14 protein-coding genes are annotated in these 14,147 nt (G+C 69.4%); 10 read left to right on the forward strand and 4 right to left on the reverse strand.

What is annotated here, in order from left to right; all coding sequences use genetic code 11:
- Positions 1-106 precede the first annotated feature (106 nt).
- Complete coding sequence (gene lexA, locus FHX50_RS00330; RefSeq protein WP_183373497.1) at positions 107-781, reverse strand: transcriptional repressor LexA; 675 nt, start codon at positions 779-781, stop codon at positions 107-109.
- 179 nt (positions 782-960) lie between these two features.
- On the opposite strand from lexA, the gene yneA reads away from it, so the two are divergent.
- Complete coding sequence (yneA, locus tag FHX50_RS00335; RefSeq protein WP_183373498.1) at positions 961-1,308, forward strand: cell division suppressor protein YneA; 348 nt, start codon at positions 961-963, stop codon at positions 1,306-1,308.
- Positions 1,309-1,435: 127 nt separating this feature from the next.
- Positions 1,436-1,888, forward strand: coding sequence for a transcriptional regulator NrdR (nrdR, locus tag FHX50_RS00340; RefSeq protein ID WP_183373499.1), 453 nt, complete (start codon positions 1,436-1,438; stop codon positions 1,886-1,888).
- A 226-nt stretch (positions 1,889-2,114) separates the two neighbouring features.
- Here the strand turns inward: nrdR and FHX50_RS00345 are convergent, their stop codons facing one another.
- Together FHX50_RS00345 and FHX50_RS00350 are read right to left on the reverse strand one after the other, a co-directional pair.
- On the reverse strand, positions 2,115-4,148 hold the full coding sequence (locus tag FHX50_RS00345) for an OPT family oligopeptide transporter (protein ID WP_183373500.1): 2,034 nt from the start codon (positions 4,146-4,148) through the stop codon (positions 2,115-2,117).
- Positions 4,149-4,367: 219 nt separating this feature from the next.
- Positions 4,368-6,656: a HelD family protein gene (locus FHX50_RS00350; protein WP_343064016.1), complete on the reverse strand. Its 2,289-nt coding sequence runs from the start codon at positions 6,654-6,656 to the stop codon at positions 4,368-4,370.
- Between the two features lie 254 nt (positions 6,657-6,910).
- Between FHX50_RS00350 and FHX50_RS00355 the strand changes: the two genes are divergently transcribed.
- Both FHX50_RS00355 and FHX50_RS00360 read left to right on the forward strand, forming a co-directional pair.
- Positions 6,911-7,978, forward strand: a complete 1,068-nt coding sequence (locus tag FHX50_RS00355; protein WP_183373501.1) for a PAC2 family protein — start codon at positions 6,911-6,913, stop codon at positions 7,976-7,978.
- Between the two features lie 14 nt (positions 7,979-7,992).
- Positions 7,993-8,202 carry a cold-shock protein gene (locus FHX50_RS00360; protein ID WP_183373502.1) on the forward strand — a complete coding sequence of 70 codons (210 nt, stop codon included), beginning with the start codon at positions 7,993-7,995 and terminating at the stop codon, positions 8,200-8,202.
- Here the strand turns inward: FHX50_RS00360 and FHX50_RS00365 are convergent.
- Entirely contained in the window at positions 8,147-9,043 is an 897-nt protein-coding gene (locus FHX50_RS00365; RefSeq protein WP_183373503.1) for a spermidine synthase, read from the reverse strand. The two genes, FHX50_RS00360 and FHX50_RS00365, sit on opposite strands and share 56 nt — an antisense overlap.
- Positions 9,044-9,137: 94 nt before the next feature.
- Here FHX50_RS00365 and FHX50_RS00370 point away from each other — a divergent pair, with 94 nt between their 5' ends.
- The 6 genes from FHX50_RS00370 to ftsL all read left to right on the forward strand — a co-directional run bounded on the left by FHX50_RS00370 (position 9,138) and on the right by ftsL (position 14,113).
- Entirely contained in the window at positions 9,138-9,548 is a 411-nt protein-coding gene (locus FHX50_RS00370; protein ID WP_183373504.1) for a hypothetical protein, read from the forward strand.
- A gap of 39 nt (positions 9,549-9,587) precedes the next feature.
- Positions 9,588-10,814 (forward strand): DNA polymerase IV, encoded by a 1,227-nt coding sequence (dinB, locus tag FHX50_RS00375; RefSeq protein ID WP_343064017.1) that lies wholly within the window; start codon positions 9,588-9,590, stop codon positions 10,812-10,814.
- Positions 10,815-11,041: 227 nt separating this feature from the next.
- The gene (locus tag FHX50_RS00380; RefSeq protein WP_183373505.1) at positions 11,042-11,476 is read left to right on the forward strand and encodes a DUF3040 domain-containing protein; all 435 of its coding nucleotides are present in this window, start codon (positions 11,042-11,044) and stop codon (positions 11,474-11,476) included.
- Positions 11,477-11,943: 467 nt separating this feature from the next.
- Entirely contained in the window at positions 11,944-12,375 is a 432-nt protein-coding gene (gene mraZ / locus FHX50_RS00385; protein ID WP_183373506.1) for a division/cell wall cluster transcriptional repressor MraZ, read from the forward strand.
- Positions 12,376-12,539: 164 nt separating this feature from the next.
- Positions 12,540-13,601 carry a 16S rRNA (cytosine(1402)-N(4))-methyltransferase RsmH gene (gene rsmH / locus FHX50_RS00390; protein ID WP_183373507.1) on the forward strand — a complete coding sequence of 354 codons (1,062 nt, stop codon included), beginning with the start codon at positions 12,540-12,542 and terminating at the stop codon, positions 13,599-13,601.
- Positions 13,601-14,113: a cell division protein FtsL gene (ftsL, locus tag FHX50_RS00395; RefSeq protein ID WP_183373508.1), complete on the forward strand. Its 513-nt coding sequence runs from the start codon at positions 13,601-13,603 to the stop codon at positions 14,111-14,113. Before rsmH ends, ftsL begins: the two co-directional genes overlap by 1 nt.
- The last annotated feature ends 34 nt before the right edge of the window (positions 14,114-14,147 follow it).

The raw sequence follows: 14,147 nt of genomic DNA on the forward strand, positions 1-14,147 counted from the left end.
CCCGTCCGGGGCGGAACCAGCCGGGAGACGCACATGCGCCCCCGGCGGCGAACCGGAGGCGCATGGGACGGAGACGACCGGGTGGGCCGGGCAGGCCAGCGGCTGGTCAGACGGAGCGGAGCACCGCCACGACCTTGCCGAGGATTTCGCTGAGGTCGCCGAGGATCGGCGTGTAGGCGGGGTTGTGTGGCATCAGCCACACGTGGCCGTCCCGCATGTGCAACGACTTCACGGTGGCTTCGCCGTCGATCATCGCGGCGACGATCTCTCCCTGCTCAGCCACCCGCTGCGCGCGGACGACGACCCAGTCGCCGTCGCAGATCGCGGCATCGATCATCGAATCGCCCACGACCTTCAGCAGGAACAGGTTGCCGTCACCGACCAGCTGGGACGGCAGTGTGAACACGTCCTCGATCTGCTCTTCGGCGGTGATCGGCGAACCGGCGGCGATGCGGCCGACCAGCGGCACGTTCGTGGTGGCGGCCGGCTGGATGCCGTTGAAGTCGCCGCTGGTCGGAGCGGGAGCATCATCCCCCTGGACGAGCTCGAGGGCGCGCGGGCGGTTCGGGTCGCGGCGCACATAGCCCTTGGTCTCCAGGACGGTCAGCTGGTGCAGCACGGAGGAGGGGGAGGCCAGGCCCGCCTTCGAGGCGATCTCGCGCATGGACGGCGGGTAGCCGTGCTCGCGGATCGCATCCTCGATGACGTCCAGGATGCGGCGCTGACGGGCGGTCAGACGGGGGCGAGCAGCGCCGTCGGTGGTCTCGTTCGTCTCGGTCATCAGCGCCCTTTCCGCGATGGGGCGACTTTAAATGTCGCACCCCTCTGTTTGAGTCTGTCTCGACTCAAGAGTACGTGGCCCAAGCCGCATATTCAAACGATCGTTCGAAAGAGTCTTGACTTCGTCGAACAAGTGATCGTAGGGTCAAGTCATTCGCACATCGAACAAGGATTCCAATCATGACTGCCACCACCGTTCGTCCCGTCGCTCTTCGACCAGATGTTCGCCTGCGCATCACCCGTCGTGGTCGTGTGGTCCTCGGCCTGCTGATCGCCTCGGTCGCGCTCAGCCTGGCGTTCCTGATGGGCATGGCCTCCTTCACGCCCGCCGCTGAAGCGGGCTCCACCGCCACCACCGAGTACGTCACCGTGACCGTGCACGAGGGGGACACCCTGTGGGGCATCGCCTCGCAGTACGCCCCGGAGGGCACCGATGTCCGCGACTACATCCTCATGGTGGAGGACCTCAACGACCTGCAGAACGGCGTCGTGCAGCGCGGTCAGAGCCTGCACCTTCCCGTGTCCTGACCGGCACCACCGGACCCAGCCCGCCCCGTCACCCGCGAACCACCTCATCGCCGCCGGTGACGGGGCGGAGCTGTTCCTCCACCCAGCGTGACGGTGGGACTGTCAGGCCGTTTAGTAGGATGACGCTGTGCATTGCCCTTTCTGTCGCCACACTGACTCCCGCGTCGTCGATTCACGGACAGCGGATGACGGCACCGTCATCCGCCGGCGCCGCCAGTGCCCGAGCTGCTCGCGCCGCTTCTCCACGATCGAATCAGCGTCGCTGTCCGTGGTGAAGCGCTCTGGTGTGGGCGAACCCTTCAGCCGTTCCAAGGTCATCTCCGGTGTCCGCAAGGCCTGCCAGGGCCGGCCCGTCACCGATGATCAGCTCGCGGTGCTCGCACAGAAGGTGGAGGAGAGCATTCGCCTCACTGGAGTCAGTGAGATCGAGGCGCACGATGTGGGCCTTGCGATCCTGCAGCCGCTGAAGGACCTGGACCTCGTGGCGTACCTGCGCTTCGCGTCCGTCTACCGGAACTTCGACTCACTCGAGGACTTCGAGAAGGCGATCGCCGAGCTGCGGGAGCAGTCCGACGCCTGAGCCGCGCAGCGGATATGCGCACTCGATTACACCTCGCGCCGCAGAGTGTGTATGATGAATGCTGACCGGCGAGTCTGGAGGGGAAGCCAGACTCGCCGGTTTCTTCATGCCCGAAGCGCGGCGATCGCGGTCCCCAACGAGAAGCGCCCTCCACCTCCCGAAACGGGAAGCGGAGGGCGCGTGCGCATCAGCGCCGTCGGCGCGTCAGCTGGCCTTCAGCAGCACATCAGCGTGCGGCGCGGCGACCGGTGGGCTCAGCGGTCTCGTCGGCTGCCGGCAGGGTCTTCTGCAGACCCATCACCCAGCGGTACAGCACCGCGATGATGCCGGCGAATGCGAGGACGCCGAGGATCATGGCGACGGACTGGAAGCTCTCACCCACGATCGCGAGCGGTTCCGCTTCACCGGAGGCCGCCACCACACCGGCGAACACGACACCGAAGAGCGACTCGCCCACGATGAGACCGGTGGCCAGCAGAATGCCGAGGCGCTTCATGACCTCCGGGCGCTTCGACGTGGAGGCCCAACGGTTGTAGACCAGGCCGATGAGGGCGCCGATCGGGATGATCAGGGTCAGCTCCATCGGCAGGTACATGCCCATGCCGACTGCGAGCGGCGGCAGGGCCAGGGCGCGCTTCTTACCCTTCGACGTGGCCCGGAGTGCCTCGTCGATGACGATCACCACGGCGCCGATGAGGGCGCCGATGCCGATGAGGCCCCAGTTGAGGTCGCCGCCGAGCACGCCCTTCACCAGGGAGGAGATCAGCGACGCCTGCGGTGCCGCCAGGGCGTCCGGGCCCGCGTTCGGGTCACCGGCGAAGCCGAAGGCGGTGTGCATCAGCTGCAGCACCGGCGGGATGATGATCGAGCCGAAGATGACGCCGATGATCAGAGCGACCTGCTGCTTCCACGGGGTCGCGCCCACGAGCTGGCCGGTCTTGAGGTCCTGCAGGTTGTCGTTGGAGATCGTGCCGATGCCGAACACGATCGCCGCGGTGAACAGGGTGAAGGCGACCAGGGACGCGGTGTCAGCACCGGAGGTGCCGTGCACCAGCTTCACCACGAGGGCTGCGGCGATCGCCACCAGGATGCCCACGCCGGATATCGGCGAGTTGGAGGCGCCGATGAGGCCGGCCATGTAGCCGCACACGGAGGCGACGACGAGGCCGATCAGCAGGGTGAAGACCACGGCGACGGCGATCAGGCTGCCGGTGTGGTGGGAGATCGCGGTGTCCTTGAGGAAGGACCACAGCAGCAGGCCGATCGGGATCATGGACAGCAGGGTGATGCCCAGGACCAGCGACATCGGAATGTCGCGTTCGGTGATGTCGACCTCGTCGCCACCGCGGCGGCGACGGTTGGAGGCGAGCGCCTCGGAGATGCCGCGGACGATGGGGACGATCAGCTTCAGCAGGGTCCACACAGCGGCCACGGCGATGGTGCCGGCGCCGATGAAGCGGACGTCGCTGCCGAAGATGCCGCCGACGGTCTCCATCAGGTCGGCGTCGGCCGGAATCTGCCCCTGGGTGAGGGTCGGCAGGAGGATGCCGTAGGAGATGATCATGCCGATGATCATGGCGATGCCGACCGTGATGCCGACCAGGTGGCCCACGCCGATGAGGGCGAGGGAGAGGCTGCCGCCCACCATGGTGCCGCCGGAGCCGAGGCGCAGGGCGGTGCCCACGGAGCTGGCGAGGACCTTGAGGTTGGCGAACAGGGAGAAGGCGGCGGCGCCGAGGGCGCCGGCGATGATGACGTGCAGTCCGCGCTTGTTCTCCTCGGAGGAGCCGGCGCTGTCGCCGACCTTCAGCACCTCAGCGGCGGCCACACCCTCGGGATACGGCAGGTCGCTGCCGGTGACGAGGGTGCGGCGCAGCGGGATGGAGTAGGTGACGCCGAGGATGCCGCCGACGGCGCACACCAGTGCGGTGGTCCAGTACGGGAAGCCCGCCCACCAGCCGACGATGACCAGGCCGGGCAGCACGAAGATGATCGCGGACAGCGTGCCGGCTGCTGAGGCGATCGTCTGGACGATGTTGTTCTCCTGGATGGTGTGGCTGAAGAAGCGCAGCACCGCCATGGAGATCACGGCAGCGGGGATCGAAGTGGCGAACGTCAGGCCGACCTTGAGACCGAGGTAGACGTTGGCGGCGGTGAAGATCAGCGTGATGAGACCGCCGAGGACGACGCCTCGCAGCGTCAGCTCGCGCACGCTGGCCTGTCGGCGCCCGGAAGCGGCCGTTGTTGGGGTGGAGGACATACCTCTCCTTGTCGGGGCCGCCGCGTCAGGATGAGGGATCGGGCGGCGGCCGCTGGGGGTCAGGGAGCGCGAGTGCGCCCATCGTCCGTGCGGACGACGCAGATCATGCTACGCCCGACCGGCCGCTGATCGGCAACACACCGAGGGTCCGCGGAGGTCAGCGCTGCCGCGGGAGAGGGGAGCGCTGGTCGACCGGGTGCGGGGTGTGCCGCGGGGGCCTCATGCCGACGGGTCCTCGAACCCGTCGGGCAGGTTTCCGTGGTGCAGCACCGACAGCACCTGGGTGGGGCGCGTCATCGCCACGAACACGTCGTTCGCGCCGCGGGCGTGCGCCTCGCAGATGGTGGCGGGGTCGGTGAGGACCACGGCGTCGAACTCCAGGCCCTTGGAGTCGCGGGCGTTCATCACGGAGACGGGGGAGTCGATGCCGGCGGATCCGGCGCCGACCTCTCCCGGATCGAACTGCGCGCCGAGCGCTTCGACCAGGGGTGCAACAGCCGCGTCGGGTGCGACCACGGCGAGCCGGCCGTCGCCGATCAGGGCGCGCACACGTCGGACCTCGGCGGCGATCGCGTCCATCTGCTCAGCGGACGGGGCCCCCTCGCCCACGCTGCCCGCCTGACCGGGCAGGAGGGCGAGGTGCATGTCGTGCTCGCCCTCGCGGACGGACTGCACCTCGGTGGCGAGGAGGTCGTGGGCGCGCGCCACGCGGTTCGCCGCCGCCATGATGCGGGCGGGGGTGCGGTAGTTGACGGTGAGCTCTTCGATCTGGGCGCGGTCCTCCACGAACGGCTCGAGCACGGCGGTCCAGGACGTGGTGCCGGCAGGGGAGGACGTCTGTGCGACGTCGCCCACCACCGTGAACGACTTCGTGGGGTTGCGGCGCATGAGCAGACGCCACATCATCGCCGACAGCTCCTGCGCCTCATCGACCACCACATGGCCGTACGTCCAGGTGCGGTCACCGGCGGCGCGCTCCGCCACGGTGCGGCGGGCATGCATGTGCGACACCTGCGCGGCGAGGTCCTGCGCGCTGATCATGCCGTCGGAGTCCATCATCTCCAGCACCTTCTCGGCATAGCCGATCTGGTCCTGCTGCGCGGCCTTCTGCCGCTTCTCCTCCTGACGAGCCGCGGCGTCGTCCTCGCCGAGCAGTTCGGCGATCTCATCCAGCAGGGGCACATCGTCGATGGTCCACGCGGAGTCCTTGGACCGCACGAGGGCGGCGGCGTCCTTCATCGGCATGAGGCCGTGCGCAGCGCGGCGCACCCGCTGCTCGGAGGCGAAGAAGGAGCGGAGGAACGATTCGGGCGTGTACGGCAGCCAGGCGCGGTTGAGGGCGACCTTCACCCCGTCGTCGGTGCGCAGATCGTTGATGAGGTCCGGGTGGTCCTCCTCGGTGATGGTGCGGCCCTGTCGGCGGATCTCGTCGGCGTACCTGTCCACCAGGCGATCCAGCGCGGCGCGCACGAACGTGGTGCGGGCGCGGTTGTGCGGGCGGCCGGAGGAGCGGGCTTCGGAGCGGGCGGCTTTGATGTCCGCCGGTGTGATCGTCAGGGGAACGCCGTCGATCCGCAGGTGGATGTCGGCGGCGGGCACGAGCTGGCGGTGGCGCAGGGCGCGCTTCAGCAGGTTCGCCATCACCGGGCGGCCCTTGATCTCTGCGATGCGCGCCTGGTCCGTCTCGGTGGCGGTGACGCCGGGGAACAGTTCGCCCGGGGTCGCCATGACGGCGCCGGATTCGCCGAGGCTCGGCAGCACGCGTTCGATGTAGGTGAGGAAGCCGCGGGTGGGGGCCACGATCAGCACGCCCGCCTGCTCCAGCCGGGCGCGGTGCGTGTACAGCTGGTAGGCGGCGCGGTGCAGCGCGACCGCGGTCTTGCCGGTGCCGGGGCCGCCCTGCACCACGAGCACGCCGCGGTTCTCGGAGCGGATGATGCGGTCCTGTTCGCCCTGGATAGTGGCGACGATGTCCCCCATGCGGCCAGTTCGGCTCGCACTGACAGCGGCGAGGAGCGCGCCTTCGCCCTGCAGGTCGGAGGAGACGTCGGAGGCCTCGTGCAGCAGGTCGCGGTCCAGGACGTCGTCGTCCACACCGGTGACGGTGCGGCCGTTGGTGATGAGGTGGCGGCGCAGACGCACCCCCTGAGGGCTGTGCGCGGTCGCCTGGTAGAACGCGGCGGCTGCAGGGGCGCGCCAGTCCATCAGCAGCTGGTCGCGGTTCGCGGTGAACAGGCCGATGCGGCCGATGTAGCGGCGGGCGCCGTCGACCATGTCGAGTCGGCCGAACACGGCGGAGTGGCTGACGGTGCGCAGCAGGGAGATGCGGTCCTCGTAGAACGCAGTGAAGGCGTCGCGTTCGCTGCGGTTCTGGTGGGTGGAGGCGCTCTGCGAGCCGGCCGTCCTCTCCATCTGGTCCGTCAGATGCTCGATCAGCTCATCGATCCGGCGGTACATGGTGTCCACCGCTGCCTGTTCGAGTTCGAGCTGCGTGCTGGTTCGTCCCACGACGTGCCTTTCAGCGTTGCCGGCTCTTCGACCGGTTGACCACAGTGCTGCGCCGACACGGCCGGTGCGCGGCCCCTCGGCGCGCCGGCGGCGTCTCAGCTCCAAGCCTCAATGCCGCGCAGGCGACATACCATTATGGTCGATGCGCAGCGGGCCGCGCTCAGGACCGACTCAGGCGGCGGCACCCGTCGGCCGCCCCGCTGCCGGTCCCGCCAGGGGCCCGACGAGAACTGCAGAGCACACGAGGAGAGACGATGCGCGACCCCCGCGAGCTGTACCAGCTGGAGGACCACGAGGTCATCGCCGCCGTCCCCTCCGGGCCCCTCCCGCTGGTGGTGTGCATCCCCGGCATGATCGATGCCGGCCAGACCTGCCGGACCGCCGCCACCTACTTCCAGGAGAACCTCCGCAGCATCCGCATCGCCCGGTTCGACTCCGATGAGCTGCTGGACTACCGCTCCTCCCGGCCCTGCGTCGTGTACGACGGCCGCCGCTACCGCACCGTGGAGATGCCGGAGATCGCCCTGCACCTCGTCTACGACGACGCCTCCCGCCCCTTCCTTCTCCTTGAGGGCCCCGAGCCGGACCTGCGCTGGAACCTGCTGGCGGGCGCGGTGGTCGCGCTCGCGGACACGTTCGGCATCGACCAGGTGGTGACGCTGCGCGCGATCCCGTCGGAGACCCCGCACACCCGCACCATCACCATGCTCACCCACGCCAACCAGCTGGCGCTGGGGGAGGAGCCCCCAGCCGACGGATCCGCCGACACCACCGGTGCAGACACCGATGGGCCGGGCGAGCAGTGCGACACCAGTGAGCATCCCGCCAGCGGCGACAGCGCGGACGCACAGGAGGGCATCGCCGCCACCGGGGCGGGCCCCGAGCAGGTGTTCGAGATGCCCGGCAGCTTCATCCCCGTGCTGGAGAAGGAGCTGCAGCGCGGCGGCATCCGCTGCCAGGGCTTCGTTGCGCAGATCCCTCACTATCTGACCCGTTCGCCCTACCCGGCGGGCACGCTCGCGCTGCTGCGCCGCGTCAGTGAGACGGCTGCCCTGGAGATCCCGCTGATGGAGCTGGGGGACATCGTCGAGGCGAGCCAGCGGATGCTGGAGGACGAGGTGGAGGACTCACCGGAGCTGCAGGCGATGGTGAAGACCCTCGAGGACGGCTACGATCAGATGGCTCGGGACAACGACGGCACCGGCTACGTGCCGGACATGCCGACCGCGGATGAGCTCGGTGACCGCTTCGAACGGTTCCTCGCCGAGAACACCGACGACGACGGCACCAGCGGTCCGCCGAGCGGCCCCATCAGCAGCTGACAGGGAGGAGTGCCGTGGCACTGGGCGAAGTGAAGTGGTTCAACGCCGAGAAGGGCTTCGGATTCATCGACCTCGACGGCGGCGGCGCGGACGTGTTCGTGCACCACTCCCAGATCGACATGGACGGCTTCCGCACCCTCGCCGAAGGCCAGCGCGTGGAGTTCGAGCTCATCCGAAGCGATAAGGGCCCGAGCGCTCAGCGGGTTCGTCCGCTGCCGAACTGACGGCTTCGCGGCGCAGCACATGGCCGTGCCGGATCATCCGCTGCACCTCCGCGTTCGGCATCAGGCGGACGCTGACCGCATCGGAGCGGATCGCCCGCTCCACCTCCGGCGGCAGCTCATCATCACTGCCGATCAGGATGCAGTTGGCGGTCCTCCTCTTCTTCAGCGCCGACGGCTCCGCGATCAGTGACACGTGCTCGAAGACGCGCGAGAGCGTGGCGAGCTCGTCGGAGATGACGGAGCTGGCCGGGCGCATCACGGAGTTCACGAAGTAGAACCCGCCGGGGCGCAGCACCCGTCGGACCGCGGACACCGCCGTGAGGTCCTGGAACGCGCGGGGGATCGTGCCGCCGGCGAACACATCCCGGATGACGAGGTCGAACCGGTCCTCCCGCCAGCCGTCGAGTGCGACGAGGGCGTCGTCGGCGCGCAGGGATATCCGCGGGGAGCGCGGCAGGTCGAACCAGGTGCGCACCAGGTCCAGGAGGGCTCCGTCGATCTCCACCACGCTGTTGGTGGACTGCGGGTACGCATCGGCGAGCGCGCGGGGGAGCGCCGCCGCGCCGCCGCCGAGGTGGGCGATCGCGAGCCGTCCCTCCTCGGCGCTGCTCTGCGGGTGGAGGGCGCGGATCGCGCTGAAGATCCAGCGCATGTACTCGAAGGACAGCACCTGCGCATCCGGGTGGATCATCGAGGACGGCATCCCGTTGAGGGTCACCAGCACGGACCCGTCGGTCTCCTGGTCGAGCCGCACCGTGCCGGTGTCGGTGGGGATCTCCCGCCCGAGGGGGAGGGATGGGGGGTTCGCGCGGGGGCGCTGGGAGCGCTTCGACCTGGCCATGCGGCCGATTGTAGAGGGAGCCGACGAAACCCCCGACTTTAAATGTCGCACCCCCTCTCTACGGTGGGCTCACCGAGTCACCAGGGGGAGAGACATGACCATCACTGTTCAGTCAGCGAACACGTGGTTCGATGCCTGCGACCGCATCGAGCAGCAGCTGGACCGCGCCGAACAGCTCATCGGCGAGGACCGCGCCCAGGCGTTCGAGACCTGCCATCGGGCGGCGCTGGCCACCGCCGGCATCATGCGGGACCGCGCGAACCAGGAGAGGCGCCGGCCGCTGCCGCTGAACGCCTGGACAGCTCTGTCGCGTCTCGGCACTGTGCACCGGGTGCGGGCCGCGGAGGTGGAGCCGTTCGTGCAGCTGCGGGCCCGCAGCGGTCCACTGCTGGAGAGTAGGGTGGACATCGCCGAATCGACGGTCCGCGAGCACATCGCCCAGTCCCGCCGCTACCTGCGGGTCGTGCAGGGTGAGCTCACGGACGAACTGGCCGCCGCCTGCTGAGGCGCGTGGCCTGCGAAGCAGAAGAGAGGTGTCCGCCCGGTGCAGTGGGACCCATCGGAACGCGCTGTTCTGCACCTGGACATGGACGCCTTCTTCGCCTCCGTAGAGATGCGGGACGATCCGGAGCTGCGCGGGCGCGCCATCGCCGTCGGCGGCGGAGGCCGGCGCGGAGTCATCGCCACTGCCAACTATGAGGCCCGCCGGTTCGGTGTGCACTCCGCTCAGCCCACCGCTCAGGCCCTGCAGCGATGCCCTCACCTGCTGGTGCTGCCGCCGCGCGGGGACGTGTACCGGGAGGTCTCCCGGCAGGTCATGGCGATCCTTGAGGACTTCTCGCCCTCCATCGAGGTGGTCAGCGTGGACGAGGCGTACATCGATGTCACCGGCTCCCAGCGCCTCCTCGGCACCCCGGAGGAGATCGCGGTGGAGATCCGCCGACGAGTGCAGGAGCGAGTCGGCCTGCCCTGCAGCGTGGGCGGCGGGATCTCGAAGTCGGTGGCGAAGATCTGCTCGGCGAAGGCGAAGCCCGCCGGGATCCTCGTCGTCGAACCAGCCCGCACTCGGGAGTTCCTCGCACCCCTGCCGATCAGCGTGATCCATGGGGTGGGCCCCGTGGCGGCGAAGAAGCTGACGGACATGGGGGTGACCACAGTGGGGGAGCTGGCGGAGCTGCCGCCGCAGACCGCGCGCCGACTGCTCGGCTCGGGTGCGCCCGCCCTGCAGGAGCTCGCCCGCGGCATCGACCGCCGCACTCTGGGGGAGCAGGCGAAGGACCACAGCATCGGGATGGAGCGCACCTTCGAGAACGACATCGGTGATCCGGACCTGCTGCGGTCCCTCACTGTGCAGATGGCGGACACGGTCGCGCACCGCGTCCGCACCCGCGGATTTGCTGCGGCGTCCCTCTCGGTGAAGATGCGCGCACCGGACGGCCGCACCATCACCCGGACCAGCTCCTTCCGCTCGCCGACGGCCTCCAGTGAGGAGATCCGCGAGCGGGCGCTGATCGCGCTGGAGCGCGCCCGGGAGCAGATCCGATGGGTTCGCCTGCTCGGGGTCCGCGCCGAGCACCTGGTCCCCGCCGGCGGGATCGCCATCCAGGACTCGCTCGACGGCGCCAGCGCTTCATGGGGGAAGGTCGACGCCGCGATGGATGCGGCACGGGCGAAGTTCGGCCGGGCAGCGCTCTCGCGCGGTTCCGCCCTGCGAGCCGACACCGACAGCACCTCTGTGCAGCGAACCCAGCGGACCGACCCAGACCACTGACCTGGGACATCACCGCCCAGCAGGCTCCAGCGCGCGCCCCGGGCGCCACCGTCGGTGCTCGCGGCGGGCCCTCCGAGCGGCGGGAGCGGGCACTCCAACCCTGGGAGAGCGGTTCCGGATCCTCAGGTTCCATGCCTATCCTTGGGGTCAGCAATCGGGCCGGACGCCCTGCAGGACACGCCGATCATGGGATCGGCACCGGGGCCGGACAGTCGAAGGAGGATCCGATGGCGCTGTCAGAGAACGAGCAGAAGATGCTCGACGAGCTGGAGAAGCAGCTGTTCGCCGACGATCCCAAGCTCGCACGCACCTTCTCATCGTCCTCCGCGTCGTCCGGCGACTCCGAGGCTGCGCAGAAGACCACCCTCAACCCGCGTCGCATAGTGCTCGGCTGCGTCGGGGTGCTCGCCGGCCTCGCCCTTCTCGTCTTCGCCGTGTCCCTGCCCGCCGTCTGGCTCGGGGTCCTCGCGTTCCTGCTCATGCTCGGCAGCGCCGTATTCGCCATCACCGGCGACCGCGCCCGCCCCGCCACCGCGACCGTCACCGATGCGGACCGCCGCAAGGGCCGAGACGCCCACCCCGCCGGCAAGGGCGGCAGCCCCCAGGGCCTCATGAAGAAGTTCGAAGACCGCTGGGACAAGCGGCAGAGCGGCGACAGGTGATCCGCCAGCGCACACCACCACTCATCCACTGATCGACCCGATCGATCCGACGGGGTCCGCTTGAGGCGGGCCCCGTTTCTCATGCCCGGACCCTCCACCGTGCTCCACTCCTGAACCGAACCTGGGCATCTGTTCCCTCCACCTCCCTCCACTCGCACCCCCACGCGCCCTCCACCGCGCCCCACCCGCATCCCCCACAGATGGCTGAAATGGCATCTGACCTGCGCTTTTGCATGAGCGTGGGGAGTGGTGGAGGGGTGGGGGAGAGGTGGAGGAAACCTGCTGCGGCAGGCCCGCTCGGCACTGTGCGCGCAATCTCCTCCACCGCCCTCCACCGCTCTGACCTGGTTAAACGTTAGTGTGCGGAGACCCTCCCCGAACTTGGGGGTTGAGGGTGGTGGGAAGTGGGGTAAAGTGGGGGGACGAGGAAGACGAGCCCGCGTCAGGAGCGCTGGGAGGGGGTGCCCATGTTTCTCGGCACCTTCACGCCCAAGCTCGATGACAAAGGCCGACTGATCTTCCCTGCGAAGTTCCGTGACCAGCTCGCAGCCGGTCTCGTGATGACTCGCGGACAGGAGCACTGCGTGACGGTGTACCCCATGCGCGAGTTCGAGAAGGTTCACGAGCAGCTGCGGCAGGCCCCGGTGACGAGCAAGGACGCACGCGATTACCTGCGTGTCCTCCTCTCGGGCGCCGAGGACGTGGTTCCGGACAAGCAGGGCCGGGTCACCATTCCCTCTCACCTGCGGACGTACGCGGGTCTGGATCGCGACTGCGCCGTCATCGGCACCGGCAGTCGCATCGAGATCTGGGATACGGCCGCGTGGGAGGCGTATCTGGAGCAGACCGAGGAGGCCTTCGCGCAGACCGCGACGGAGATCGTCCCCGGGCTGTTCTGACGACGCGACGTACCGCGAGACATCTCTTCGCTCGCGCCCCGACGCTTCTTCCCCGGCGCCGGGTAGTGAGCGGAGGGATGTCTGACGGTATGACGCACGCACAGATCTCAGGGGCCCCCACCCGCCCAGGGGCTGCCACGTCAGCAAGGAAGGGGTGAGAGCAGATGGACGATCAGACCTCCGGTTCAGCCGGCCCGGCCGCACGCGAGCACAGCGCAGCAGCCGCAGGCGCGCACAGCGAACGCACCGCCGCCGAGATGCACGCCCCCGTGATGGAGCGCGAACTGCTCGACATCTTCGCCCCCGCCCTGCAGGCCCCCGGCTCCGTCTACCTCGACTGCACCCTCGGCATGGCCGGCCACGCCTGCGCCGTCCTCGCCGCCAACCCGGAGGCGCGCCTCGTCGGCATCGACCGCGACAGCGCAGCCCTCGAACTCGCCCGGGGCCGCCTCACCGACGCCGGCTTCGACGGCCGCTTCAGCCTCCACCACGCGACGTACGACGAGATCCCCGAGGTCCTCGACGCCGCCAAAGTCGCCGCCGCGGACGCGATCCTCATGGACCTCGGCCTGTCGTCCTTCCAGATCGACACCCGTGACCGCGGTTTCGCCTACAGCGTGGACGCCCCGCTGGACATGCGGATGAACGCCTCCGGCGGCGGCGCCACTGCTGCCGACCTCGTCAACACCCTCGAGGAGCAGGAGCTCACCCGCATCCTGTCGCAGTACGGTGAGGAGCGCTTCGCCCGCCGCATCGCCCGCTCGATCGTGCAGCGCCGCGCCGAGCAGCCGTTCACCCGTTCCGGCGACCTCGTCGAGGTCATCGACCGCTCCATTCCCGCGAAGTCGAAGCGCACCGGCGGTCACCCCGCCAAGCGCACCTTCCAGGCCCTGCGGATCGCCGTCAACGACGAACTCGACATCCTCCAGGACGCCCTTGAGGCCGCCCTGGGCGCCCTGGCCGACGGAGGCCGCCTCGCCGTGGAGTCCTACCACTCCCTGGAGGACCGGATGGTCAAGCGCGCGTTCACCGCCGTCACCACGTCCTCGGCGCCGCTCGACCTGCCCGTGGAGCTGCCCGAGCTCGCCCCCGACTACCGCCTTGTCCACCGCGGTGCCAAACAGGCCTCTGCTCAGGAGCAGGAGACCAACACCCGCAGCGCCAGCGTCCGGCTGCGCGCAGTGGAGCGCACCGCCCGAACCGCAACGTCCCAGGAGTCCCGCTGATGGCCCAGCTCGCCGCGCACACGTACGCCGTCCGTCCGCGCCGCACCGCCGCTCGGCCGCGTCTGGCGCTCATCGCGCGGCCTCGCCAGGAGCGGAGCATCGTGCCGTTCGCCGCGCTCATCACCCTGATCCTGGTGGCGACCCTCGCCGCCATGCTGGTGCTGAACGTGTCGATGACCCAGACCAGCTACGAGATCACCCGCCTGCAGGAGCAGGACATCGCCCTCTCCCAGCAGGCGCAGGCCCTGCGCGAGGAGAACGAGATGAGGTCCAAGCCGCAGGAGCTGGAGAAGCGCGCCCGCGACCTCGGCATGGTGCCCGTGCAGGACGTCGCGTTCGTGGACCTCGCCAACGGCCGCGTCGTCGGCGACCCGAAGCCTGCGCAGCCCGCCGCTCCCGGCGCAGCCGACAAGCAGCTGATCCCGCCGGCGGACCTGCCGCGCGCAGTCCCCGAACGCGGCGCCTCGCAGCCGCTCTATGATTACGGCATGGGCAACGAAGGACGGGACTGATGCCGGGAGATCGCCGATCGCCCGAGCGGCGCAG

It is taken from the genome of Helcobacillus massiliensis (genome assembly GCF_014191425.1).
In the GTDB taxonomy this organism is placed as follows: Bacteria; Actinomycetota; Actinomycetes; order Actinomycetales; family Dermabacteraceae; genus Helcobacillus; species Helcobacillus massiliensis.

Excerpts from the sequence above, each read along its gene's own strand:
- lexA (WP_183373497.1), bottom strand. The coding sequence starts at position 781 with ATGACCGAGACGAACGAGACCACCGACGGCGCTGCTCGCCCCCGTCTG.
- yneA (WP_183373498.1), top strand. The coding sequence starts at position 961 with ATGACTGCCACCACCGTTCGTCCCGTCGCTCTTCGACCAGATGTTCGC.
- FHX50_RS00345 (WP_183373500.1), bottom strand. The coding sequence starts at position 4,148 with ATGTCCTCCACCCCAACAACGGCCGCTTCCGGGCGCCGACAGGCCAGC.
- FHX50_RS00355 (WP_183373501.1), top strand. The coding sequence starts at position 6,911 with ATGCGCGACCCCCGCGAGCTGTACCAGCTGGAGGACCACGAGGTCATC.
- FHX50_RS00365 (WP_183373503.1), bottom strand. The coding sequence starts at position 9,043 with ATGGCCAGGTCGAAGCGCTCCCAGCGCCCCCGCGCGAACCCCCCATCC.
- FHX50_RS00370 (WP_183373504.1), top strand. The coding sequence starts at position 9,138 with ATGACCATCACTGTTCAGTCAGCGAACACGTGGTTCGATGCCTGCGAC.
- FHX50_RS00380 (WP_183373505.1), top strand. The coding sequence starts at position 11,042 with ATGGCGCTGTCAGAGAACGAGCAGAAGATGCTCGACGAGCTGGAGAAG.
- mraZ (WP_183373506.1), top strand. The coding sequence starts at position 11,944 with ATGTTTCTCGGCACCTTCACGCCCAAGCTCGATGACAAAGGCCGACTG.
- rsmH (WP_183373507.1), top strand. The coding sequence starts at position 12,540 with ATGGACGATCAGACCTCCGGTTCAGCCGGCCCGGCCGCACGCGAGCAC.
- ftsL (WP_183373508.1), top strand. The coding sequence starts at position 13,601 with ATGGCCCAGCTCGCCGCGCACACGTACGCCGTCCGTCCGCGCCGCACC.